We start from the raw sequence: 20,431 nt of genomic DNA, 5'->3' as shown, positions 1-20,431 counted from the left end.
TTCGCCGGCCCGGCGCCGCATCTGGATGGACGGCCCGGTTGGATGGACGGCCCGGTTGGATGGACGGCCCGGTTGGATGGACGGCCCGTGGCGGAGCGGGTGGGATTCGAACCCACGATACGGGGTTACCGTATACACACTTTCCAGGCGTGCGCCTTCGACCACTCGGCCACCGCTCCGCATGCCCGACGGGCAGAGGCGGGCACCTAGCGGGCGAAAGGGGGCAAGGCAAGGCATGGCGCCTCCGGCTTGCGACGAGAGGTTGCCGGGCGCGGCCGCGGGCCATGCGCGCGGCGGAGAATCGTGGTAAGGGAATCGGCGACGGCGGCGCTGCGCGGATCGGCATTCCCGGCGAACGCCGCCGCAGAAGCCCCTTTCCGCCCCCGAAAACGCGTGGAAAGGGGCTTTTGCTTGGCCGCCGCCGCTGGCAAGCTCGCCCGATGAGGACCGCCGCCACCGCGCTGGGCGCCGCCGCGCTCGCACTCGCCCTTCCCGCCGCCGCGCAGGATGCCGCGCAGAACGGGGCAGAGCCGCCGCCCGGCCCGGGCGGGATCGTCGCCGCGGCCGACCCTGCCGAATGGATCGCGATCGCGCCCGAAGACCTGCTGGTGATGACGCTCGCGCCCGGGGCGGACGGGGCAGAGCGCAAGGTCGTGATCCAGCTCATGCCGCCGCCGTTCTCGCAAGGCTGGGTGGAGAATATCCGCACCCTCGCCCGCGCCGGCTGGTACGACGGGATCGCCGTCACCCGGGTGCAGGACAACTACGTCGTCCAGTGGGGCGATCCCCATGCGGAGGACGAAGCCAAGGCGAAGCCGCTGCCGGACGGGCTGCGGGTGATGGCGGAGGCTGAATATACGACCGACACGCTGTTCACTCGCGAAATTGCGGCCGCCAACAGCATTGCCTGGCAAACCCTGGGCTATCACTTTCTGGTAAATGCAATGAACGCCGCCGATGTCGAAATGGCTGTTCCGCCCGGATATCGGGATGCTCTGGAAAGTGGAAACATCGACGACATTCCTGAACCGGAGTTGCCGGATGTCGGCGATCGCTACGCCGACGTGGCGAGCCATATTCTGGGTTGGCCAGTAGGCAATAACAATGTCATCGAGGATCAGAGATTCTGGCCCGTCCACTGCTACGGCATGGTCGGCGTGGGGCGCGGTTATTCACCCGATACCGGGTCGGGGGCGGAGCTTTATACGGTAATCGGCCATGCGCCGCGCCATCTCGACCGCAATATCGCGCTGGTCGGGCGGGTGGTCGAGGGAATCGAGCACCTTTCCAGCCTGCCGCGCGGGACCGGGCCGCTGGGCTTCTACGAAGACCCGGCGCAGAACGTCCCGGTCCGCTCGATCCGCGTCGCGAGCGACCTGCCTGAAGCCGAGCGGCCGCGGTTCGAATATCTTTCGACCGAAGGGGAGACCTTCGCCCGCTATGCCGAGGCACGGGCCAACCGGCGCGACCCGTTCTTCATCGTGCCCGCCGGCGGCGCGGATATCTGCAACATTCCGGTGCCGGTCCGGCGGGTGGCGGAAGACGGCTGAAGCGCCGGCCCCGAAACGCCGGCCAGAGGCGCCTCGCGATCCCGGAGGCGTTTTCATCGAGACGGCGCCGGCCTGCACCGGCCACCCATGGTATACCCTGCCGTTGGCTGCCGGGTGGGGGTGCGGGCCGGCGCCGCTTCAGCCTTGCCGAAAACGCCTCTTTCTAGATCCGCTCCGCCTGGGCCACGGCGTCGCTGGCGCGCAGGGCGCTGAGGATGCGGGTCAGGTGGGCGAGGTCCTGCACCTCCAGGTCCAGCTCGTAGGACTGGAACGGGGTGTCGCGCTGCACCTGGTCGAGCGCGACGACATTGGCGAGGTTCTGCGCGAAGATCGCCGCCATGTCGGCCAGGGTGCCCGGCCGGTCGTAGAGGATGACCCTCAGCCGGCCGACCGCCCCGGCGGAGCGCCGGCCCCACGACAGGTCGAGCCAGTCGGCATCGATCCCGCTCGCCAGTTCGAAACAGTCGATCGCGTGGACTTCCACCCCCTCCCCCGGCTTGCGCAGCCCGACGATGCGGTCGCCCGGGATCGGGTGGCAGCAGGTGGCGAGGTGGAAGCCGACCCCCGGGGTCAGCCCGCGGATCGAGATCGCGCGCTCGCGCTTCGGCCAGCCGGCATCCTCTGCCATTTCGGCGGTGCAGCCGGGCACGAGGGCTTCCATCACCTCGCGATCGTCGAGCTTGGCCGAACCGATCGCGTACATCAGGTCTTCCTCGTCCTCCAGCTCCAGCCGGGCGACCGCGTCGCGGATCGCCTTCTTGCCGATCTTGGCCGGGACGCGGGCGGCGATCTCGTCGAACAGCTTGCTGCCGATTTCCGCCACTTCGGCGCGTTCCTTCAGCCGCACCGCGCGGCGAACCGCGGCGCGCGCCTTGCCGGTGACGACGAAGCCGAGCCAGGAGAGCTGCGGTTCGGCGTTCTTGCCCTTGATGATTTCCACCACGTCGCCGTTTTCCAGCTGCGTGCGCAGCGGCATGTGGCGGCCGTTGATCTTCGCGCCGACCGTCTGCGCGCCGAGGTCGGTGTGGACCGCGAAGGCGAAATCGACCGCGGTCGCGCCGATCGGCAGCTGGAACAGCGCGCCCTTGGGCGTGAAGGCGAAGATGCGATCCTGGTAGATCGCCATGCGCGTGTGTTCGAGCAGCTCCTCCGCATCGTGGCTGGCATCGACGATCTCGATCAGGTCGCGCAGCCAGCCGACCTGCCCGTCGGGGCGGTCGCCCTGCTTGTAGGCCCAGTGCGCGGCCAGGCCGAACTCGTTGGTGCGGTGCATCGCGCGGGTGCGGATCTGCACTTCGACCCGCATCGAGTTTTCATAGATCAGCGAGGTGTGGATCGAGCGGTAACCGTTGGTCTTGGGGGTGGAGATATAGTCCTTGAACTTGCCCGGAATGAACTGCCACGTCGTGTGCAGCACGCCCATCGCGGCGTAGCAATCGGCCTCGCTCTCGCAGATCACGCGGAAGGCCATGATGTCGCTGACCTGTTCGAACGGCAGGTGCCGCTCCGCCATCTTGCGCCAGATCGAATAGGGGTGCTTCTCGCGGCCCGAAACCTCGACCTGCAGCCCGGCTTCGGCCAGCGCCTGCTTGATCGTCAGCGCGATCGCATCGACCTGTCCCCCGCCCTCCCGGCGGATCTGTTCCAGCCGGCCGGTGATCGTGCGATAGGCCTCCGGCTCGAGCTGCTCGAACGCCAGCAGCTGCATCTCGCGCATGTATTCGTACATCCCGACCCGCTCCGCCAGCGGGGCGTAGATATCCATCGTCTCGCGCGCGATGCGGCGGCGTTTTTCCGGGCTCTTGATGAAATGGAGCGTGCGCATGTTGTGCAGCCGGTCGCCCAGCTTGACCAGCAGGACGCGGATGTCCTCGCTCATCGCCAGCAGGAACTTGCGCAGGTTTTCCGCCGCGCGCTCGTTCTCGGGCATGGCCTCGATCTTCGAAAGCTTGGTCACCCCGTCGACCAGCCGCGCGACTTCCTGGCCGAAGTTCGCCTCGATATCGTCGATCGTCGCCAGCGTGTCCTCGACCGTGTCGTGCAGCAGCGCGGTGACGATCGTTTCCTGGTCGAGCTGCAGGTCGGTCATCAGCCCGGCGACCTCGACCGGGTGGCTGAAATAGGGATCGCCGCTGGCGCGTTTCTGCGTCCCGTGTTTCTGCACGGTATAGACATAGGCGCGGTTGAGCAGCGCCTCGTCGGCGTCGGGGTCGTATTCCTTGACCCGTTCCACTAGTTCGTACTGGCGCAGCATCGCGCCAACGATGTGAGGATTACGCGGGTCGCCGCAAGTGTTTTCGTGTGAGCGCAGTGGATTGCGATTCCGTGCGACAGGCGTTATAACACGAGTATGAACGCGACACTCAAGATCACCCGCATCGGCAATTCCGCCGGAATCATCCTGCCGAAGGAGGTGCTCGCGCATCTCGAGGCGGAAATCGGTGCCGATGTTGCGGTTGTGACCACGCCTCGCGGCATTGAACTGAGCCGGCCAGACGACGATTTCGAAACGCAAATGGCAACTGCGCGCGAAGTGATGATGCGGCGCAAGCGCGCGCTTCGCGAACTCGCAAAATAGGCTGATGGCAGGTCAACCGACGTGGGTTGCGATGGCTGTCGCGCAGGCTGCACACGCTGAGCAACTTGCAGAGCACGGCGGCGGTGAAGGAGTGCGCGACCTTCAGTTGCTCGAAAGCGCAATGGCTCGGCCGCGAAACCTCGCTACTTGCGGCCAACCCGATATCGCAGCTCTAGCGGCAGCCTATGCCTATGGAATTGCGCGCAACCATCCGTTCGTCGACGGGAACAAGAGAACGGCAGCGGTCGTAAGCGAGACCTTTCTCGCTCTGAATGGGCATGCGCTCAATGCGACCGATGCGGAACTCGTAGTCGCATTTCTCGCACTTGCAGCAGGCGAACTCGCCGAGGAAGAACTGGCGGACTGGTTCCGAGAGCGGGTGGTCACCGGCTGAACGTCGCCGTCTGCAAAGTTGCACCGGGCGCAACCGTTGTTTCCCGGAAGCGCGATATACGCCGCCGGCTATCTTCGCTATGTCTTCCAGCCGCGATGTTGCAGGAACTCGACGCCATCCTCCTCGCGAGGATCCAGTTCGCCTTCACGGTGAGTTTCCACTTCATTTTCCCGGCCTTCTCGATCGGGCTCGCGAGCTATCTCGCGGTGCTGGAAGGGCTGTGGCTGAAGACCGGCGAGCAGCGATACCATGACCTGTTCAAATACTGGGTGAAGATCTTCGCGGTCGCCTTCGCCATGGGCGTCGTCTCGGGCATCGTCATGTCCTACCAGTTCGGCACCAACTGGGCGGTCTTCTCCGACAGGGCCGGGCCGGTGATCGGGCCGCTGATGGCCTACGAGGTGCTGACCGCCTTCTTCCTGGAGGCCGGGTTCCTCGGCGTCATGCTGTTCGGGATGGAGAAAGTGGGGCGCAAGCTGCACTTCGCCGCGACCTGCATGGTCGCGCTGGGCACGTTCATCTCCGCCTTCTGGATCCTCAGCGTCAATTCGTGGATGCACACGCCGACCGGCTTCGTGATGGGCGACAACGGGCAGTTCCTGCCGGGCGAAAGCTGGTGGGACATCGTGTTCAACCCCAGCTTCCCCTATCGCCTGGTGCACACGGTGATCGCCGCCTACCTCACCACCGCCTTCGCCGTCGGCGGCGTGGGCGCCTGGCACCTGCTGAAGGACCGCACCAACGCCCATGCCCGGACGATGTTCTCGATGGCGATGTGGATGGCCGCGCTGGTCGCCCCGGTGCAGATCTTCGCCGGCGACATGCACGGGCTGAACACGCTGGAGCACCAGCCGGCCAAGGTCATGGCGATGGAGGGGCATTACCGGAGCCATCCCGAGGGCGCGCCGCTGATCCTGTTCGGCATTCCCGACAGCGAGGCGGAGACGGTCAGCTACGCGATCGAGATTCCCAAGGCATCCTCGCTGATCCTGAAGCACGACCCCGACGCGCCGCTCGCCGGGCTCGACACGATTCCCGAGGAAGACCGGCCCCCGGTGGGGATCGTGTTCTGGTCGTTCCGGGTCATGGTCGGGATCGGCTTCGCCATGCTGGGCATCGGGCTGTGGAGCCTCGTCGCGCGCTGGCGGGGCAGGCTCTACGACTGGCGCTGGCTCCACCGCGGCGCGCTGGCGATGGCGCCTTCGGGCTTCGTCGCGGTGCTCGCCGGGTGGATCACGACCGAGGTCGGACGCCAGCCCTGGACCGTCTACGGCCTGCTGCGCACCGCCGACAGCGCCAGCCCGCTCGACGCGCCGGCGGTGGCGACGTCGCTGGTCGCCTTCGTCGTCGTCTACTTCGCGGTCTTCGGCGCGGGGACCTGGTACATCCTGAAACTGATGGCGAAATCGCCGCACCCGGGCGAACGCGGGGTCAAAATCGGCGAGCGCGGGCCGATCCGCACCGCCGGCATTACCCCCGGGCCGACGCAGAACCCGGGCGATCCCGACAGCCTGCCGCGCAACCGGAAGGAGGCCGAGTGATGGACCTGCCGCTGATCTGGGCCTTCATCATCGCCTTCGCCGTCTTCGCCTATGTCGTGATGGACGGGTTCGACCTCGGCATCGGCGTGCTCTTCCCCGGCTTCGCGGTGGGGGAGGAACGCGATAGCGCGATGAACTCGATCGCGCCGGTGTGGGACGGGAACGAGACCTGGCTGGTCCTGGGCGGCGGCGGCCTGTTCGCCGCCTTCCCGCTCGCCTACGCGGTCGTCCTGCCGGCGACGTACCCGCTGATCATCGCCATGCTGCTGGGCCTGGTCTTCCGCGGGGTCGCGTTCGAGTTCCGCTGGCGCGACCCGGCGCACCGCGCGTTCTGGGACCTTGCCTTCACCGGCGGCTCCCTGCTCGCCGCGATGACGCAGGGGATGATCCTCGGCGCGCTGTTGCAGGGGATCGAGATCGACGGGCGCAACTATGCCGGGAGCTGGTGGAACTGGCTGACGCCCTATACCCTGCTGACCGGGCTGGGCACGGTGGCCGGCTATGCCCTGCTGGGCAGCACCTGGCTGGTGTGGAAGCTGGAAGGCCCGGCGCAGGACCATGCCCGGCGCATGGCCTTTCGCGCCGCGATCGCAACCCTCGCCATGCTCGCCGCGGTCAGCCTCTATACCGTCTTCCTCGACGCGCAGTATTTCGACCGCTGGTTCTCGATGCCCAGCGTGCTGTTCGCGGCCAATGTCCCGCTGCTGACCGCGATCATCGCCTTCCTGCTGTTCCGCGGGCTGGCGAAGGGGTGGGAAGTCGCGCCCTTCTGGCTCAGCCTGGGATTGTTCTTCCTCGGCATGGCGGGGCTCGGCCTGTCGATGTATCCCTATATCGTGCCCGACCAGATCACGATCTGGGACGCCGCCGCGCCCGACAGCAGCCAGGTCTTCATGCTGGTGGGCGTGGCGATCACCCTGCCGCTGATCCTGGCCTATACCGGCTGGGCCTACTGGGTCTTCCGCGGCAAGGTCGGGCACGAGGGATATCATTGATGGATGAACCGGGGCGCGAGGCGGAGCGGCGGCCGCTGTGGCAGCGGCTGGCCTGGCTCGCGGCGATCTGGATCGCCAGCGTCGCCGTGCTGGGCGCGGTCGCCTGGGTGCTGAGGTTGTGGATCACCTGACCCGGGCCCCTGCTTGGCCGGTCGGCGGGCGAAGCGCGGGAGCGCGGCCACACCCCGTCCTCCGGCGGCGAACCCGGATCGATCACGCCTGGCACTCGGATCGCGCGGCCGGTGCGACACGCCAGGGGCGTGTACGCGCGGGGCGGGCGGTTGGCGGTATTGTCTTCGCGAGCGACCGACGGGCGCGCAAGCCGGCGTGAGGTGCGCCGGCCCGGCCCGCTTGCCTCCCCGCCGCCACGGCCGGAGGCCCGGTTCGATCCTGCGGTCCCGGGCGGGCGGGCAAGAGCGGCCAGGACTCGCCAGAAGTCCGCCCTCGCCCCGTGGCTGATCGGCCACGCCAGCGGGCGATGCAGGCTGCCCCCGGGGCCGGCCCGCTTCGATGCAGGCCGGCATGGGTGGGCAGGACGCGCACCGCCATCATCCCTGTCCCGGCTTCCGGCGGAAGGGAGCGAGCTTCCGGCTCCTGTGCAGGTACGCACCCGCAGCCGATTTGCGTCGCACGCCAGCCGCACCGGCCGCGCCGCCGTGACGGGAAGGCAAAGGCCGGCCCGCCCGGCGGAAGAGAGGCCTGCGCGCCGTCGACAAGACGCCGGGCCCCGATCCTCGTTCGCCCGGCGTTGAGGTCCACCGGGCGACGGGAGTGATAACCTATATGGTTTTAAATGTCAAGATCGGTGTGCCGTATCCGCTCGCGCGGGCCGGGCGAAGCGCCGCGCGCTTGCCGGGCCGCGGCGGCCGCGGCACAAGCGCGGCATGAGTATGGCGCACGATGACAGGGTGGACGACGGCAGCGGGAAGCCCGTACTGGCCCCGATGGGCGGCGCGGACGTGGCCGAGGCGCTGGCGATCCAGGCGCGAATCTACCCGCCCGCGCTGGTCGAGAGCGAGGCGGTCTTTCGCGACCGGATCGCGCTGCCGGGCGGGTTCTGCCTCGCCGCGCGGATCGCGGGCCGGCTGGCCGGCTACCTCCTCGCCTATCGCTGGCGCGCGGGTTCGCCGCCGCCGATCGACGCGCTGGCGGGCGGCGCGCCGGCGGATGGCGGGGCCCTGCGCGAAGTGTTGTTCATCCACGATCTCGCGGTGGACCCGGCCGGCCGCGGGCTGCGCCTCGGCACCCGGATGGTCGAACGCGCCCTTGCCGCCGCAGCGGACGCGGGCCTGCGCGAGGCGCAGCTGGTCGCGGTCGAGGGGGCGCACCGCTACTGGCAGCGGATGGGCTTTACCCAGCCGGCGCCGACCGGCGCGCTGCGCGCCAAGCTGGCGAGCTACGGCCCGCAGGCCCGGTGGATGACGCGCCCGATCTCCCCCGGCGGCGGCCGCTGAGCGCGGCCCGCGCGCCCGGCGGGGCGGGGATCACTCCTCCCAGCCGAGCACCCGGTCCACGCTGCCGCGCGTCACCGCGTGGTAGCCGGGGCGGGTTTCGGCGTAGATGCGCCGGGCGATCGCCTGGCCCCAGTCGCCTTCGCCCATCAGGGTGACGAACAGCGGGCGGACGAACTTGGCCCGGCCGACTTCGGCGAGGAAGCTTTCCGCCTGCGGCACGGCGGGCGCGTAGCGGTTGGCCAGCGCGAGATCGAGCCACAGGAACAGTTCCTCGTTGTTGCCGGTCGCGGCGAGGCCGAGCTGCCGGTCGAGCGCGGCGAGCTGCTGCGCCGTGCGGTCGCGCGGCACCTGGCGCAGGAAGCGCTGCCGCTCGGCCGAAGTCCAGCCGCGCCAGGTCGCGGCCGCGGGGATCGTCGCTTGCCCCGCATAGGCGGCCGACGCGGCATCGACCGCGGCGAAGGCCGCCGGGTCGGGCTTCGCCACGTTCGCGGGCAGGCCGGGTTCGAAGATCCATTCGCGCAGCATCAGCCGCTCCGCCTCCGCCGCATTGCGCGCGAGGTTGGTGCGCATGTCCTCGTAGATCATGTTCGAGGTCGCCGGCTGGAAGGCGTGGTTGTCGAACCACTGGCGCAGCCAGGCGTCGAAGCGTTCGCGCCCGACCTCGCGCTCCAGCGTGCGCAGGAAGGCCGCGCCCTTGTTGTAGACGATCGCGCTGCCCGCGCTGTCGGTCCCTTCCGGGTGGTGCAGCGCGGTGCCGGGCGCGTCGCGGCCGACCTCCTCCAGCGTATCGAGGATCGCCATGTAATCGAGCGCGACCTCCTGCCGGGCGCGCTTCTCGCCGTAGATCGCCTCGACGATCCGGTTTTCGAAATACGACGTGACGCCTTCGTTCAGCCAGCCGTCGCCCCAGACGGCATTGGTCACCAGGTTGCCCGACCACGAATGGGCCAGCTCGTGCGCGACCAGCCCGGTCAGGCTGCGGTCGCCGGCGATGAAGGTCGGGGTCAGGAACGTCATGACCGGGTTTTCCATCCCGCCATAGGGGAAGGCCGGGGGCAGGACGATCATGTCGTAGCGGCCCCAGCGGTAAGGGCCGTAAAGCTCCTCCGCCGCTTCCACCATGTCCTCGGTATCGGCGACCTCGTGGTGCGCGCGGTCGAGCACCTCGGGCTCCGCCCAGACGCCGGTACGCGGGCCGATCGCGCGGAAATCGATGTCGCCCGCGGCGATCGCGATCAGGTAGGGCGGGACAGGCTTGTCCATCAAGAAGGTGAAGGCGCGGCGCCCGTTACCGAGCGCCTCGGGCTCGCCCTGCGCGACGCCCGACATGACCACGTCGAGCGGTTCGGGCGCGGTGATCCGCGCGCGCCAGGTCTGGCGGATGCCGGGGCTGTCCTGGGTCGGGATCCAGCTGCGGTTGAGGATCGCCTGCCCCTGGCTGAACAGGAACGGGTGCTCGCCCCCCGCGGTCTGTTCGGGCGCGAGCCACTGCAGCGCGTTCGCCTGCGGGTTGGCGGCATAGTGGATCACGACCTGCCGCGCCTGCCCCTCGTCGGTGCGAAGCGAGACGGTGACCGGCTCCCCCTTCCCCTCGACCCGGTCGCCGACCTCGAAGGCCAGCGCCCGGCCCTGCCCGTCGGTGACCCGGTCGATCACCAGGCCATTGCTGTCGAGCACGATTTCCCCGGCATCCGCGCGCGCGAGCACGTCCAGCGTGGCGGTGCCGGCGACGCGCTTGCGCTCGAAATCGAGTGCCAGGTCGAGATCGACGTGCGTGACCCGCGCGACCTGCGGCCGGGCGAACGTGGCGCTGTCCACCGCGTCGGGCGTGGTCAGGATCGGCGCCACCAGCCGCTCAGCCTGCGCGGCGGCGGGGGCCTGCGCCTCCAGCGTCGGGGTGCAGGCGGCGGTGGACACGGTGGCAAGCAGCAGGGGCAGCGCGAAACGCATGGGGGAAACTCCGGCCTGGGGGGAGGGAAACGGTGGCGGCGGGGTTAGTCCATTTCCATCGGCCACGGCAAGCCGCCCGGCGATCAGCCGGTTCGCGCGCGCAAGGCCGCGAGGAAGGGGGACGCGTCGTCCAGCCGCAGGCCGATCGTGGTCACGCGACGCGGCGGGCCGAACATCGTTTCGCGCGCAAGGGGCCGCGCGAGGTGCAGGACCGCGTTCGGGGTGGAGAGGATCGACAGGTCGAGAACGCCCTTCCCTTCCGGCTTGCAGCCCGTCCAGCCGCCCTCGACGCGAGCGATCGTCTCGTAAGGCACGAAGATCTCGACCACGAAGCCCGACCGCACGAGAACGCCGGAACCGAGCAGCAGGACCGGCCGCAGCCGCAGGCTCTTGAGGAAGGCCACGACAAACAGCAGCCCCCAGGCCCCGAGCGCGAACAGGACCCAGGCGGCCAGGGTATTGAGCTGCATCACGACGAAATGGACGACCGCGATCTCCAGCACCTGGAGAACGGCCAGGGCCGCGATCACCGGGACGGCATAGCCGTGGCAGGCGAAACCCTTGGCGTTGTCGGGGCAGTGCGGCGCGCGGTTCCAGGCGAACAGCGCGATCCCCAGCATCTCGGCCTCGCGCCGCACCACCCGGAGCAGCCCGGACGGAAGGATCGCCCCGGCGGCGGCGCCCAGGCGCTGCGCCGCAGTGCCCGCCGCCGCGCGGTAGGCGGAAAGCGCAAGGGCCGCCTTCCAGCCGCAGAACGCCAGCACCGTCAGCGCCATCGCCACGCGCAGGGCCGCGACATCGAGCAGGGCGCTGCGAACCGGCCCGGCCGATACGAGCGGCACGATCACGCAGGCCAGGGCCGCCGCGGTCAGGACGAAACCCGCCCCGGGCCGGCAGCGGGGCGCGCGAAGGATCAGCGTGAAGCCGATCGCCTCGCAGCAGAGCCACAGGAACAGCGCGGCGTAAGGCAGGGGGTTGGCCGCCGCCCACTCGCCATGGCTGAAGATCCGCCCGGCGAGGACGACCGCAAAGGGCAGGAGGAGGATCGCAGCGCGCGCGGGCACCCGGGGGATGCCGCGGGAAAGGTCCGGCGCGATCGATCCGCTCATGCCCCGATCATAGGCCCGGGGCCGGGCGGGCACAATCGCGGATCGCGCGGCGCCGGATCGCCCCGCCGCGGGCTCAGCGCCAGACGGCCTGCGGCGGCAGGCTCATCAGGATCGCGTCGATATTGCCGCCGGTCTTGAGGCCGAACAGCGTGCCGCGGTCGTAGACGAGGTTGAATTCGGCATAGCGGCCGCGCCATTCGAGCTGGGCCTGGCGGTCCGCCTCGGTGAAAGGCTCGTCCATGCGCCGGCGCACGATCCGCGGGAACACGTCGAGGAAGGCGCTGCCGACATCGCGTGTGAAGGCGAAATGGCGTTCCCAGGCCGCGGCCTCGCCGCCCTCCTCGCCGTCCTGCGCCGAACATTCGAGGTGGTCGTAGAAAATCCCCCCGACCCCGCGATGCACCCCGCGGTGGGGGATGAAGAAATAGTCGTCGGCCCACTTGCTGAACCGTTCGTAATAGGTCGGGTTATGCGCGGCGCAGGCGGCGCGCAACGCGGCGTGGAATTCCTCCGTGTCTTCCGCCCGCGGAAGCGGGGGGTTCAGGTCCGCCCCGCCGCCGAACCAGGCCTTGGCCGTGGTCAGGAACCGGGTGTTCATGTGCACGGCCGGGACATGCGGGTTGGCCATGTGCGCGACCAGGCTGATCCCGGTCGCGGTGAAGGCGGGGTTTTCCTCCGCCCCGTGGATCGTGCGCGCGAACTCGGGCGCGAAAGTGCCGTGGACGGTGGAGACGTTCACGCCGACTTTCTCGAACACCTTGCCTTTCATCACCCCGCGCACGCCGCCGCCGGGGTTGTCGTTCCCCTCCTCCTCCCGCTGCCAGGGAACGTATTCGAACGCGGCCTGCGACCCGGCCTCGCGCTCGATCGCCTCGAACTCGGCGCAGATGCGATTCCGCAGGTCCTCGAACCAGTCCTTCGCGCGGGCGGTGTGGGGCGTCCAGTCGGTCATCGCCCCGACCCTTGCCAAGCGCGGCGGCGTGGGGCAAGAGCGGACCATGGTTCCCTTTTCGTTCGCAGGCGAGGAATTTGCCCTCACGCGCACCAACGCGCTCTACTGGCCGCGCGAGCGGGCGCTGCTGGTGGCCGACCTGCACCTTGAAAAGGCGAGCTTCTACGCCCGGCACGGGCAGATGCTGCCGCCTTACGACAGCCGCGAGACGCTGGAACGCGTCGCGCTGGCGATCCGCGAGACCGGTGCCCGGCGCGTCTACACCCTGGGCGACAATTTCCACGACAGCCAGGGCAGCACCCGGCTGGAAGATCACGCGGCGGGAATGCTCGCCGCGCTGACCCGCGCGACCGACTGGGTCTGGATCACCGGCAACCACGACCCGGCGATGGAAGCGCGCAGCGGCGGCACGATCGCGCAGGAGCTGGAAATCGCCGGGATCGTCCTGCGCCACCAGGCCCGCGCGGGCGAGACGCGGGCCGAGCTGTCGGGCCACTATCACCCGCGCCTGCAGGTCACCGTGCGCGAACGGCACATCCGCCGCCCCTGCGCGGTCCTGTCCGAAGGGGGCGAAGGCGGCGGCGGGCGGATGATCCTGCCCGCATTCGGCGCGCTGACCGGGGGCATGAACGCGGCCGATCCGGCGATCCGCGCGGCGATGCAGCCGGCCCGGCGGATCGACGCGGTCCTGCCGCTGCGCGGGCGGCTGGCGCGCTTCCCGCTGTGGCGCCAGGCGGCCTAGCCGCGCCTCGCGCCAAGGCCCCTAGCGAATCCCGGCGTTTCGGCTTACATGGGGCGCTTCGACAACGGCAAACACCAGGAGACTGCCCCATAGCCCGTCCACCCCGGCGCTCATTCCAACCGCCCGTGAAGAGCGGCCCGCGCTTTGACAAGATGATCCAGTCCGACAAGGTTCGCGTGATCGATCACGAGGGCGAAAACCTCGGCGTGATGTATACCCGCGAAGCGATCGAGCAGGCCGCCGACGTCGGCCTGAACCTTGTCGAGGTTTCGCCCAACGCCGACCCGCCGGTGTGCAAGTTCCTCGACGTGGGCAAGTACCGGTACGAGGCGCAGAAGAAGGCGAATGCCGCGCGCAAGACGCAAAAGACGCAGGATATCAAAGAGATAAAGATGCGTCCGAACATCGATGACCACGATTACGATGTGAAGATGCGCAACGTGAACAAGTTCATCGAGAACGGCGACAAGGTGAAGGTCACCCTGCGTTTCCGCGGTCGCGAGATGGCGCACCAGCAGCTCGGCATGAACCTGCTCCGCCGCGTCCAGGAAGACGTGGAGGAAATCGCCAAGGTCGAGGCTTTCCCCCGCCTCGAAGGGCGCCAGATGCTGATGGTCCTGGCACCGAAATAGGCGCGACGCCGCCGCTCCCGGCCGGGCCGGGGCGGCGCGGGAGGACGCCTTCTATTCGACCCGGAAATCGAGAATCGTGAAGCGCGCGGGCGCGGTCGCATAGACGCCGTGCCCGCGGCCGCCGCGCGAACCGAAGACGAAGCCGACCCGTGCCGCGTTGTCGAGCGCATCGGCAAAGGCCCCGGGCGCGGTGTGGCTCGTGGCCCCGAGCACGGCGACCCAGTTCGCATCGAGCGGCACGCGCACTTCGTGCGTGCCCGGCGTCACCGGCCCCATCATCCCCTCCGGCGCATACCAGCGATAGGTGGCATAGCGGCCGCGCGCCTTCCAGTTGTCGCCCCGGCGCTGGAAATAGAGCGACAGCGTCGCCTTGCGGTCCGGATGCTCCTGCGGGTGGAAGCGCACGCCGCGCTCCCCATCGATCCGGTAACGCAGGACGATTTCCCGCGCCCCGGTCAGCGGGCCGGTCGGCCGCGTGACGTAATGGACATGGCCGGCGCGCGCATCGGGCCAGGGAAAGTCGAAATAGGCCGTGTCCCCCGCCTGCACCGCGCGCGCGGGCATTCCCGGCGACCGGCTGCGCCCCTTGTAGAAAGGGCCGATTTCCCAGCCTTCCGCCCGCTGGCGCACCAGTTCGGCGAACTGGGCCCCCGCGGGGGTGGGAACGAGCGCGGCCAGCGGCAGGATGGCGAGCGTTGCGGCAATGGCAATCGTGCGGATCATGCCGCCGGGCATAGCAGGCGGGGGTTTAGCATTGGCTGAACGCGCACCTGCCATTCCCCGGCCGCCTGCCCTCCTGCCCCGCCTGCTCGGGCAAGGTCGCCCCTTGCCGGAACGCGACGACCGGTCGCGGTGCCAGATTGCGGTTGCGCCCGCGCTGCGCGCCCTGCACTCTGCCGGCAACGGGATGGCGCCCCGGCAAGGGGCCACGAGGAACGGGAGCTGGGGGTTTTGAGCGCAGGGCGTATCGGGCTGGCCGTGGGTGCCGCGGCCCTGGCGGGGAGCGTGTTCGCGCCCCTGCCCGGCGGAATGCCGCGCGAGGCGATGATCGTCGCCGGGCTGGTCGTGCTGATGGCGGCCTGGTGGATGACCGAGGCGATCCCGCTGACCGCGACCGCGCTGATGCCCTTTGTCGTCCTGCCGCTGGCCGGGATCATGACCGCGAAGGAAGCGGCCAGCGCCTATTACGAGCCGATCCTGTTCCTCCTGCTGGGCGGGGCCTTCATCGCGCTGGCGATCGAACGCACCGGCCTGCACCGGCGGCTGAGCCTCGCGATCCTGAAAAGCGTGGGCGGCAGCGGCCGCGGCGGCGCGGGGCGCCTGCTGCTGGCCTTCATGGTCAGCGCCGCCCTGCTCTCGATGCTGATATCGAACACCTCGACCGCGCTGATCATGATGCCGATGGCGCTGGCCGTGCTCGCCGGCGGGGGCCTTCCGGGCGAAGACCGCGAGGGGCTGGCCGGCGCGCTGCCGATGGGGATCGCCTTCGCCGCCAGCATCGGCGGGCTGGGCACGATCGTCGGATCGCCGACCAACGGGATCGCGGTCGCGCTGGTCGACACGATGACGGGGACGCGGATCACCTTCGCGCAATGGATGCTCTACGGCGTGCCGGTCGTCCTGCTGGGCGTGCCGCTGGCCGCGTGGATCGTCGGCCGGGTGCAGAAGGTCGCCGATCACCCGTTCGACATTGCCGCCGCGCGCGCCGCGATCGACGACCGCGCGCCCTGGACCGCGGCGGAAAGGCGGCTGGTCCCGGTCATCGCGATCACGTTCCTCGCCTGGCTGACGCAGCTGCTGGTCGCGCCCTTGCTGCCCCCGGGATCGTGGACCGACGGGACGATCGCGATCATCGCCGCGCTGGCGCTGTTCGTCCTGCCCGACGGGACCGGGCGGCCGATGCTGCTGTGGAAGGAAGCCGACCGCGCGCCCTGGGGCGTCATCATGATGTTCGGCGGCGGGCTGGCGCTGGCGGCGGGGATGCAGGCATCGGGTCTCGCCGACTGGCTGGGCCAGGCGCTGCTGCCGCTGGAGGCGCTGCCGCTGATCGTGATCGCGCTGGCCATCGTCGCGCTGGTCGTGCTGGTGACCGAATTCGCCAGCAATGTCGCGACCGCGAGCGCGATCGTCCCGGTCGTCGCCAGCCTCGTGGTCGCGCTGGGCGCCGATCCGGTCCTGCTGGCCATGCCCGCCGCGCTGGCGGCCAGCTGGGGCTTCATGCTGCCCGCGGGCACCGGCCCCAACGCGATCGCCTGGTCCACCGGGCACATCCGCATCACCCGCATGGTCGGCGCCGGCGTGCTGCTGGATATTGCCGGGATCTTCCTGATCGTCGCCTGCGTATGGGGAATGGCCGCGATCGTCGGCTGAGCGCCTGCCCATGCGAGTTGAAACCGCGCAGGCGCGGCGGTATTCGCGGCGATGTTATCGGCACCGGGCGGAGATGCGTTCCTGCGGAGGTTAGGAACGGGCGCCGCGCGGTCGCCATTTCGGCTCCTGCCTTCCTGGGAGCGTGACGCAAGGAAGGACATTCCCATGCCCGACGCGATCGATTCGACCGACAAGCCCACCCCGCGCCGCAACCCGAAGCCGGAACCGACGCGGATCGACGGCCGCCAGCTCAAACCCAGCACGCTGATGATGGGCCACGGTTACGACCCGGCCCTGTCCGAAGGTTCGCTGAAGCCGCCGATCTTCCTCACCAGCACGTTCGCCTTCGAGAGCGCGGCCGCGGGGAAGCGCCATTTCGAAGGGATCACCGGCCTGCGCCCCGGCGGGGCGGAAGGGCTGGTCTATTCGCGCTTCAACGGCCCCAACCAGGAAATCCTGGAAGACCGGCTGGCGATCTGGGACGGGGCGGAAGATGCCCTGTCCTTCTCCAGCGGGATGACCGCGATCTGCATCCTCATGCTCGCCTATGTCTCGGCCGGCGACGTGATCGTCCATTCGGGCCCGCTCTACGCCGCGAGCGAGGGGTTCGTGGCGAAAGTCCTGTCGCGCTTCGGCGTCACCTATGTCGATTTCCCCGCCGGCGCCACGCGCGAGGAACTGGACGACGTGCTCGCCCGCGCCAAGGCCCAGGCCGATGAACAGGGCGGCAAAGTGGCGATGATCTACCTCGAGAGCCCGGGCAACCCGACCAATGCCCTGGTCGATATCGAGGCGGTGCGCGATGCGCGCGATGCCGCGCTGGATGGCGACGTGACGCCGATCGCGATCGACAACACCTTCCTCGGCCCGCTGTGGCAGCGCCCGCTCGACAACGGGGCGGACATCGTCGCCTATTCGCTGACCAAGTACGTCGGCGGTCATTCGGATCTCGTCGCCGGCAGCGTGGCCGGGGCGAAGCGCTGGATGGACCCGGTCCGGACCCTGCGAAACACGATGGGCGGGATCGCCGATCCCAACACCGCGTGGATGCTGCTGCGCTCGCTCGAAACGGTCGAACTGCGGATGCAGCGCGCGGGTGAGAACGCGGCGAAAGTCTGCGAATTTCTGGCCCAGCATCCGAAGGTCGTCGGCCTCGGCTATCTCGGCATGATCAAGGACGCGCGGCAGAAAGACATCTACCAGCGCCACTGCTTCGGCGCGGGGTCGACCTTCTCGCTGTTCATCGAGGGGGGCGAGGCCGAGTGCTTCCGCTTCCTCGACGCGCTGAAAGTCGCCAAGCTGGCGGTCAGCCTGGGCGGGACCGAAACGCTCGCCAGCCACCCGGCCTCGATGACGCACCTCTCGGTGCCCGAAGGACGCCGGGCGGAACTGGGCATTTCGGACAACCTCGTGCGGATCTCGATCGGGATCGAGGATGCGGACGACCTGATCCGCGACTTCAACCAGGCGCTGGAAGCCGTCTGATGATCCAGGTCGGTTTTCTCGCCTGCGCCGATACCCTGCCCGGCGACGGGCCGCGGCGCGGCGACGCGTTCGAGCACGATCTCGAGGTCGCGGCGCTGCGCCCGGCCCTCGCCGCGCGGGGGATGGAACTGGTGGAGATCGACTGGCGCGCGCCGGTCGAACGCTTCGCCCGGATCGATGCCGTCCTGCTGGGCACGGCCTGGGACTACCAGGACCGCGCCGACGCGTTCCTCGCCCGGCTGGAAGACCTCGAGGCGCGCGGGCTGGCGGTCCACAACCCGCCGGCGGCCGTGCGCTGGAACCTCGACAAGCGTTACCTGCGCGAACTCGAGGCGGCCGGCGCGACGACCGTGCCGACGCTCTGGCACGACGATGCCGGCCGGGCCGAAGTGGCCGCGGCGATGGACGCGCTCCAAACCGACCGGGTGGTGGTGAAGCGGCGAATCGGCGCCGGCGGGCTGGGCCAGCACAGCTTTACCCGCGACACCCTGCCCGAAGACGGGTGGACGATGGGCCGCGCGGCGATGATCCAGCCGTTCCTGCCCGCGATCCTGGAGGAAGGCGAGTTCACCTTCGTCTTCGTCGGCGGGCAGTTCTCCCACGCGGTCAACAAGCGCGCGGCCGCGGGCGAATACCGGATCCAGTCGCTCTATGGCGGGACGGAGACGCCCTATGCCCCGGGGGCCGACGATCTCGCGCACGCGGCGGCGGTGGTCGCCGCCCTGCCCTTCGACGACCTGCTCTACGCCCGGATCGACATGGTGCGCCTGCCCTCGGGCGAACTGGCGGTGATGGAGGCGGAGCTGATCGAGCCCTACCTCTATCCCGAGCAGGGGCCGGAACTGGGGGAGAGGCTGGCTGCGGCGCTGGAGGAACGCCTGGCGGTGGGCGCGGCCTAGGACGGACCGTCATTGTCTTCTTCGGACAGCTGCGCTTCCAGCCCTGACGGCCTGCAAATGGCAGCTTTTCGGCTCACCATCATCTGAATGTCGATCCGTCTAGTCACCTGGAACTGAAGCCCATCGCACCAAAGCATCGTCATGCTGAACTTGTTTCAGCATCCATCGCGCCTCCCAGAACCTTCGGTGCGGGAGGGGAAATGGACCCTGAAACAAGTTCAGGGTGACGAGCTTTTCAATGATGTGAACTTCGTTTCCACCATACTAGACTCAGAAACCTACCCCCGCCACTCGCGGCGTTCTTCCGCCTTGCGCAGCACCTCGTAGGCGACCTGGAGCGCCTGGAACCGGCGCGCGGCCTCGGCATCGCCGGGCTTGACGTCGGGGTGCACTTCCTTGGCGCGGTTGCGGTAGGCCTTCTTGATCGCGGCGAAATCGGCGTCGGCCTCCAGGCCCAGCAGGTCGAGCGCGCGCATTTCGTCGGCCGAGCGCGAACCGTCGCCGCTGCCGCTCCAGCCATAGTGCTGCGCCTCGGCATAGCCGGCGTTCTCCGCCCGCTCCGCCTTGGCGCGCGCTTCCTTCTCGGCCTTGTCCAGCCCTTCGAAATAGTCCCACTTGGAATTGTATTCGGCGGCGTGGCGCTGGCAGAAATACCACCGGTCGGGGCTGTTGGGCGCCTTGGGCGCAGGGCAGTCGCCCGGCTCCTCGCACCCGTGGCGGTCGCACAGGCGCACGGTCGTCGCCTCGCGCGCGGAGCCATATCCGCGCCAGCGGGGAAACCCCCAGTCGAGGGATCGGCGGGCGCGGCTCATGCCGGGCCCCGGAAAGACGTTCGTCGAATGGTCATCGCTGCCAGTCTAGGCATGGTTGCACCGGGTGGGAAGCGCGGGGGACATGGCGGGACGCGGCATTTTTTTGCTGCAATGCAACAAACCGTTCATCTGCGCCCGGCTAGGGCGCGAGCCGAGCCGGCGATCCGGTCGCCGCCGACACGATCGAGGAGCCTTGCGAACGATGAGCCGCCAGTTGACCTTTTCCGCCGTGGTGAGCGTGCTGGTCATGGCCCTGTTCGCGATGGCCAGCACCCCCGGCCCGCTTGCCGCCCCGCACCGGGACGCCGGGCCAGACGCGGCCGGTTTCGCGACCGGTTTCGCGACCACGGGCGCGATCCAGCCGGCCATCGCGCAGTAAGCCGATCCGGCCGCGCCGCGATGCACCGGTATGCCGATGCCGCGGGCGCGACCGAGCCGGGCCTCAGTTGACGACGACGCTGACCGCGCGGCGGTTCTGCGCCCAGGCCGCCTCGTTCGAACCGAGCGCGACCGGGCGTTCCTTGCCGTAGGAAACCGTGCGGATGCGGCTGGCCGCCACCCCCAGGCTGACGAGGTAGTTCTTGGCCGCGTTGGCGCGCCGTTCGCCCAGCGCGAGGTTGTATTCGCGCGTGCCGCGTTCGTCGGCGTGCCCTTCGATCGTGATCGAGATGTTCGGGTGCTGCGCCAGGTATTGCGCCTGGGTCTGCAGTGCGGCCATGTCGGCACTGTCGATGTTGTAACGGTCCGTGTCGAAATAGATCACGTTCTGGCCGTTCACCGCGTTTTCGAAATGGGCCTGCGTGCCCAGGACCGGGCCGGCCGGCTGGGTCGGGCCGGTCGGCGCGCTGGTCGTCGGCGCCGGTTCGGGCGGCAGCGATTCGGGCGGTTCCTTCTTGCAGGCGGCCAGTGCCGCGGTGCCGGCGAGAAGGGCGACGGTTGCAAAGCGTAGTTTCATCGGCGTTTCCTCA

Annotated in this window: 20 protein-coding genes and 1 tRNA gene; 13 read left to right on the top strand and 8 right to left on the bottom strand. The window is 69.2% G+C overall.

Annotated elements, in window-relative coordinates:
* Nucleotides 1-88: 88 nt before the first annotated feature.
* Nucleotides 89-179, bottom strand: a tRNA-Ser gene (locus GRI72_RS00990).
* 261 nt (nt 180-440) lie between these two features.
* Here GRI72_RS00990 and GRI72_RS00985 point away from each other — a divergent pair.
* Entirely contained in the window at nt 441-1,550 is a 1,110-nt protein-coding gene (locus GRI72_RS00985; protein WP_160732068.1) for a peptidylprolyl isomerase, read from the top strand.
* 163 nt (nt 1,551-1,713) lie between these two features.
* Here the strand turns inward: GRI72_RS00985 and GRI72_RS00980 are convergent, their stop codons facing one another.
* Nucleotides 1,714-3,804 carry a RelA/SpoT family protein gene (locus tag GRI72_RS00980; protein ID WP_160732067.1) on the bottom strand — a complete coding sequence of 697 codons (2,091 nt, stop codon included), beginning with the start codon at nt 3,802-3,804 and terminating at the stop codon, nt 1,714-1,716.
* Nucleotides 3,805-3,900: 96 nt separating this feature from the next.
* On the opposite strand from GRI72_RS00980, the gene GRI72_RS00975 reads away from it, so the two are divergent.
* From GRI72_RS00975 to GRI72_RS00950, 6 genes are all read left to right on the top strand, one after another.
* Nucleotides 3,901-4,128: an AbrB/MazE/SpoVT family DNA-binding domain-containing protein gene (locus tag GRI72_RS00975; RefSeq protein ID WP_129522828.1), complete on the top strand. Its 228-nt coding sequence runs from the start codon at nt 3,901-3,903 to the stop codon at nt 4,126-4,128.
* 31 nt (nt 4,129-4,159) lie between these two features.
* Complete coding sequence (locus tag GRI72_RS00970; protein ID WP_419880228.1) at nt 4,160-4,522, top strand: type II toxin-antitoxin system death-on-curing family toxin; 363 nt, start codon at nt 4,160-4,162, stop codon at nt 4,520-4,522.
* Between the two features lie 95 nt (nt 4,523-4,617).
* The gene (locus tag GRI72_RS00965; RefSeq protein ID WP_160732065.1) at nt 4,618-6,063 is read left to right on the top strand and encodes a cytochrome ubiquinol oxidase subunit I; all 1,446 of its coding nucleotides are present in this window, start codon (nt 4,618-4,620) and stop codon (nt 6,061-6,063) included.
* A complete protein-coding gene (gene cydB, locus GRI72_RS00960; protein ID WP_160732064.1) occupies nt 6,063-7,058 on the top strand; it encodes a cytochrome d ubiquinol oxidase subunit II in 996 nt (331 codons plus the stop codon). The genes GRI72_RS00965 and cydB overlap by 1 nt, the downstream gene beginning before the upstream one ends.
* Nucleotides 7,058-7,189 (top strand): DUF2474 domain-containing protein, encoded by a 132-nt coding sequence (locus tag GRI72_RS00955; protein ID WP_160732063.1) that lies wholly within the window; start codon nt 7,058-7,060, stop codon nt 7,187-7,189. Before cydB ends, GRI72_RS00955 begins: the two co-directional genes overlap by 1 nt.
* Before the next feature lie 753 nt (nt 7,190-7,942).
* Nucleotides 7,943-8,512, top strand: coding sequence for a GNAT family N-acetyltransferase (locus GRI72_RS00950; RefSeq protein ID WP_237486658.1), 570 nt, complete (start codon nt 7,943-7,945; stop codon nt 8,510-8,512).
* A gap of 30 nt (nt 8,513-8,542) precedes the next feature.
* Here the strand turns inward: GRI72_RS00950 and GRI72_RS00945 are convergent, their stop codons facing one another.
* The 3 genes from GRI72_RS00945 to hemF form a co-directional block, all read right to left on the bottom strand.
* The gene (locus tag GRI72_RS00945; protein WP_160732062.1) at nt 8,543-10,462 is read right to left on the bottom strand and encodes a M1 family metallopeptidase; all 1,920 of its coding nucleotides are present in this window, start codon (nt 10,460-10,462) and stop codon (nt 8,543-8,545) included.
* An 83-nt stretch (nt 10,463-10,545) separates the two neighbouring features.
* A complete protein-coding gene (locus tag GRI72_RS00940; protein WP_160732061.1) occupies nt 10,546-11,571 on the bottom strand; it encodes a hypothetical protein in 1,026 nt (341 codons plus the stop codon).
* Nucleotides 11,572-11,644: 73 nt separating this feature from the next.
* The gene (hemF, locus tag GRI72_RS00935) at nt 11,645-12,523 is read right to left on the bottom strand and encodes an oxygen-dependent coproporphyrinogen oxidase (RefSeq protein ID WP_160732060.1); all 879 of its coding nucleotides are present in this window, start codon (nt 12,521-12,523) and stop codon (nt 11,645-11,647) included.
* A 46-nt stretch (nt 12,524-12,569) separates the two neighbouring features.
* On the opposite strand from hemF, the gene pdeM reads away from it, so the two are divergent.
* Together pdeM and infC are read left to right on the top strand one after the other, a co-directional pair.
* Nucleotides 12,570-13,265, top strand: a complete 696-nt coding sequence (pdeM, locus tag GRI72_RS00930; protein WP_160732059.1) for a ligase-associated DNA damage response endonuclease PdeM — start codon at nt 12,570-12,572, stop codon at nt 13,263-13,265.
* Nucleotides 13,266-13,417: 152 nt separating this feature from the next.
* Nucleotides 13,418-13,897, top strand: a complete 480-nt coding sequence (gene infC / locus GRI72_RS00925) for a translation initiation factor IF-3 (protein ID WP_202388900.1) — start codon at nt 13,418-13,420, stop codon at nt 13,895-13,897.
* A 51-nt stretch (nt 13,898-13,948) separates the two neighbouring features.
* Here the strand turns inward: infC and GRI72_RS00920 are convergent, their stop codons facing one another.
* Nucleotides 13,949-14,620 (bottom strand): hypothetical protein, encoded by a 672-nt coding sequence (locus GRI72_RS00920; protein ID WP_160732058.1) that lies wholly within the window; start codon nt 14,618-14,620, stop codon nt 13,949-13,951.
* 228 nt (nt 14,621-14,848) lie between these two features.
* On the opposite strand from GRI72_RS00920, the gene GRI72_RS00915 reads away from it, so the two are divergent.
* The 3 genes from GRI72_RS00915 to GRI72_RS00905 all read left to right on the top strand — a co-directional run bounded on the left by GRI72_RS00915 (nt 14,849) and on the right by GRI72_RS00905 (nt 18,651).
* Nucleotides 14,849-16,267, top strand: coding sequence for an SLC13 family permease (locus tag GRI72_RS00915; RefSeq protein WP_160732057.1), 1,419 nt, complete (start codon nt 14,849-14,851; stop codon nt 16,265-16,267).
* Between the two features lie 165 nt (nt 16,268-16,432).
* Complete coding sequence (locus tag GRI72_RS00910) at nt 16,433-17,752, top strand: cystathionine gamma-synthase family protein (RefSeq protein WP_160732056.1); 1,320 nt, start codon at nt 16,433-16,435, stop codon at nt 17,750-17,752.
* A complete protein-coding gene (locus GRI72_RS00905; RefSeq protein ID WP_237486656.1) occupies nt 17,752-18,651 on the top strand; it encodes an ATP-grasp domain-containing protein in 900 nt (299 codons plus the stop codon). The genes GRI72_RS00910 and GRI72_RS00905 overlap by 1 nt, the downstream gene beginning before the upstream one ends.
* Before the next feature lie 278 nt (nt 18,652-18,929).
* Here the strand turns inward: GRI72_RS00905 and GRI72_RS00900 are convergent, their stop codons facing one another.
* Nucleotides 18,930-19,463 carry a J domain-containing protein gene (locus tag GRI72_RS00900; RefSeq protein WP_160732055.1) on the bottom strand — a complete coding sequence of 178 codons (534 nt, stop codon included), beginning with the start codon at nt 19,461-19,463 and terminating at the stop codon, nt 18,930-18,932.
* Nucleotides 19,464-19,665: 202 nt separating this feature from the next.
* On the opposite strand from GRI72_RS00900, the gene GRI72_RS00895 reads away from it, so the two are divergent.
* Complete coding sequence (locus GRI72_RS00895; protein WP_160732054.1) at nt 19,666-19,842, top strand: hypothetical protein; 177 nt, start codon at nt 19,666-19,668, stop codon at nt 19,840-19,842.
* Nucleotides 19,843-19,905: 63 nt separating this feature from the next.
* On the opposite strand, the gene pal is transcribed toward GRI72_RS00895, so the two are convergent.
* A complete protein-coding gene (gene pal, locus GRI72_RS00890; RefSeq protein WP_160732053.1) occupies nt 19,906-20,418 on the bottom strand; it encodes a peptidoglycan-associated lipoprotein Pal in 513 nt (170 codons plus the stop codon).
* Nucleotides 20,419-20,431: the final 13 nt, after the last annotated feature.

It is taken from the genome of Pelagerythrobacter marinus, from assembly GCF_009827515.1.
Classification (GTDB): Bacteria; Pseudomonadota; Alphaproteobacteria; order Sphingomonadales; family Sphingomonadaceae; genus Pelagerythrobacter; species Pelagerythrobacter marinus.
This window is presented reverse-complemented; position numbering and strand designations above follow the sequence as displayed.

What these genes read in the sequence shown, in the direction of transcription:
- pal (WP_160732053.1), bottom strand. Translation starts at nt 20,418, where the DNA reads ATGAAACTACGCTTTGCAACCGTCGCCCTTCTCGCCGGCACCGCGGCA.
- cydB (WP_160732064.1), top strand. Translation starts at nt 6,063, where the DNA reads ATGGACCTGCCGCTGATCTGGGCCTTCATCATCGCCTTCGCCGTCTTC.
- pdeM (WP_160732059.1), top strand. Translation starts at nt 12,570, where the DNA reads ATGGTTCCCTTTTCGTTCGCAGGCGAGGAATTTGCCCTCACGCGCACC.
- GRI72_RS00965 (WP_160732065.1), top strand. Translation starts at nt 4,618, where the DNA reads ATGTTGCAGGAACTCGACGCCATCCTCCTCGCGAGGATCCAGTTCGCC.
- GRI72_RS00905 (WP_237486656.1), top strand. Translation starts at nt 17,752, where the DNA reads ATGATCCAGGTCGGTTTTCTCGCCTGCGCCGATACCCTGCCCGGCGAC.
- GRI72_RS00945 (WP_160732062.1), bottom strand. Translation starts at nt 10,462, where the DNA reads ATGCGTTTCGCGCTGCCCCTGCTGCTTGCCACCGTGTCCACCGCCGCC.
- GRI72_RS00940 (WP_160732061.1), bottom strand. Translation starts at nt 11,571, where the DNA reads ATGAGCGGATCGATCGCGCCGGACCTTTCCCGCGGCATCCCCCGGGTG.
- GRI72_RS00955 (WP_160732063.1), top strand. Translation starts at nt 7,058, where the DNA reads ATGGATGAACCGGGGCGCGAGGCGGAGCGGCGGCCGCTGTGGCAGCGG.
- hemF (WP_160732060.1), bottom strand. Translation starts at nt 12,523, where the DNA reads ATGACCGACTGGACGCCCCACACCGCCCGCGCGAAGGACTGGTTCGAG.
- GRI72_RS00985 (WP_160732068.1), top strand. Translation starts at nt 441, where the DNA reads ATGAGGACCGCCGCCACCGCGCTGGGCGCCGCCGCGCTCGCACTCGCC.
- infC (WP_202388900.1), top strand. Translation starts at nt 13,418, where the DNA reads ATGATCCAGTCCGACAAGGTTCGCGTGATCGATCACGAGGGCGAAAAC.
- GRI72_RS00920 (WP_160732058.1), bottom strand. Translation starts at nt 14,620, where the DNA reads ATGATCCGCACGATTGCCATTGCCGCAACGCTCGCCATCCTGCCGCTG.
- GRI72_RS00895 (WP_160732054.1), top strand. Translation starts at nt 19,666, where the DNA reads ATGAGCCGCCAGTTGACCTTTTCCGCCGTGGTGAGCGTGCTGGTCATG.
- GRI72_RS00950 (WP_237486658.1), top strand. Translation starts at nt 7,943, where the DNA reads ATGAGTATGGCGCACGATGACAGGGTGGACGACGGCAGCGGGAAGCCC.
- GRI72_RS00975 (WP_129522828.1), top strand. Translation starts at nt 3,901, where the DNA reads ATGAACGCGACACTCAAGATCACCCGCATCGGCAATTCCGCCGGAATC.
- GRI72_RS00980 (WP_160732067.1), bottom strand. Translation starts at nt 3,804, where the DNA reads ATGCTGCGCCAGTACGAACTAGTGGAACGGGTCAAGGAATACGACCCC.
- GRI72_RS00970 (WP_419880228.1), top strand. Translation starts at nt 4,160, where the DNA reads ATGGCTGTCGCGCAGGCTGCACACGCTGAGCAACTTGCAGAGCACGGC.
- GRI72_RS00910 (WP_160732056.1), top strand. Translation starts at nt 16,433, where the DNA reads ATGCCCGACGCGATCGATTCGACCGACAAGCCCACCCCGCGCCGCAAC.
- GRI72_RS00900 (WP_160732055.1), bottom strand. Translation starts at nt 19,463, where the DNA reads ATGAGCCGCGCCCGCCGATCCCTCGACTGGGGGTTTCCCCGCTGGCGC.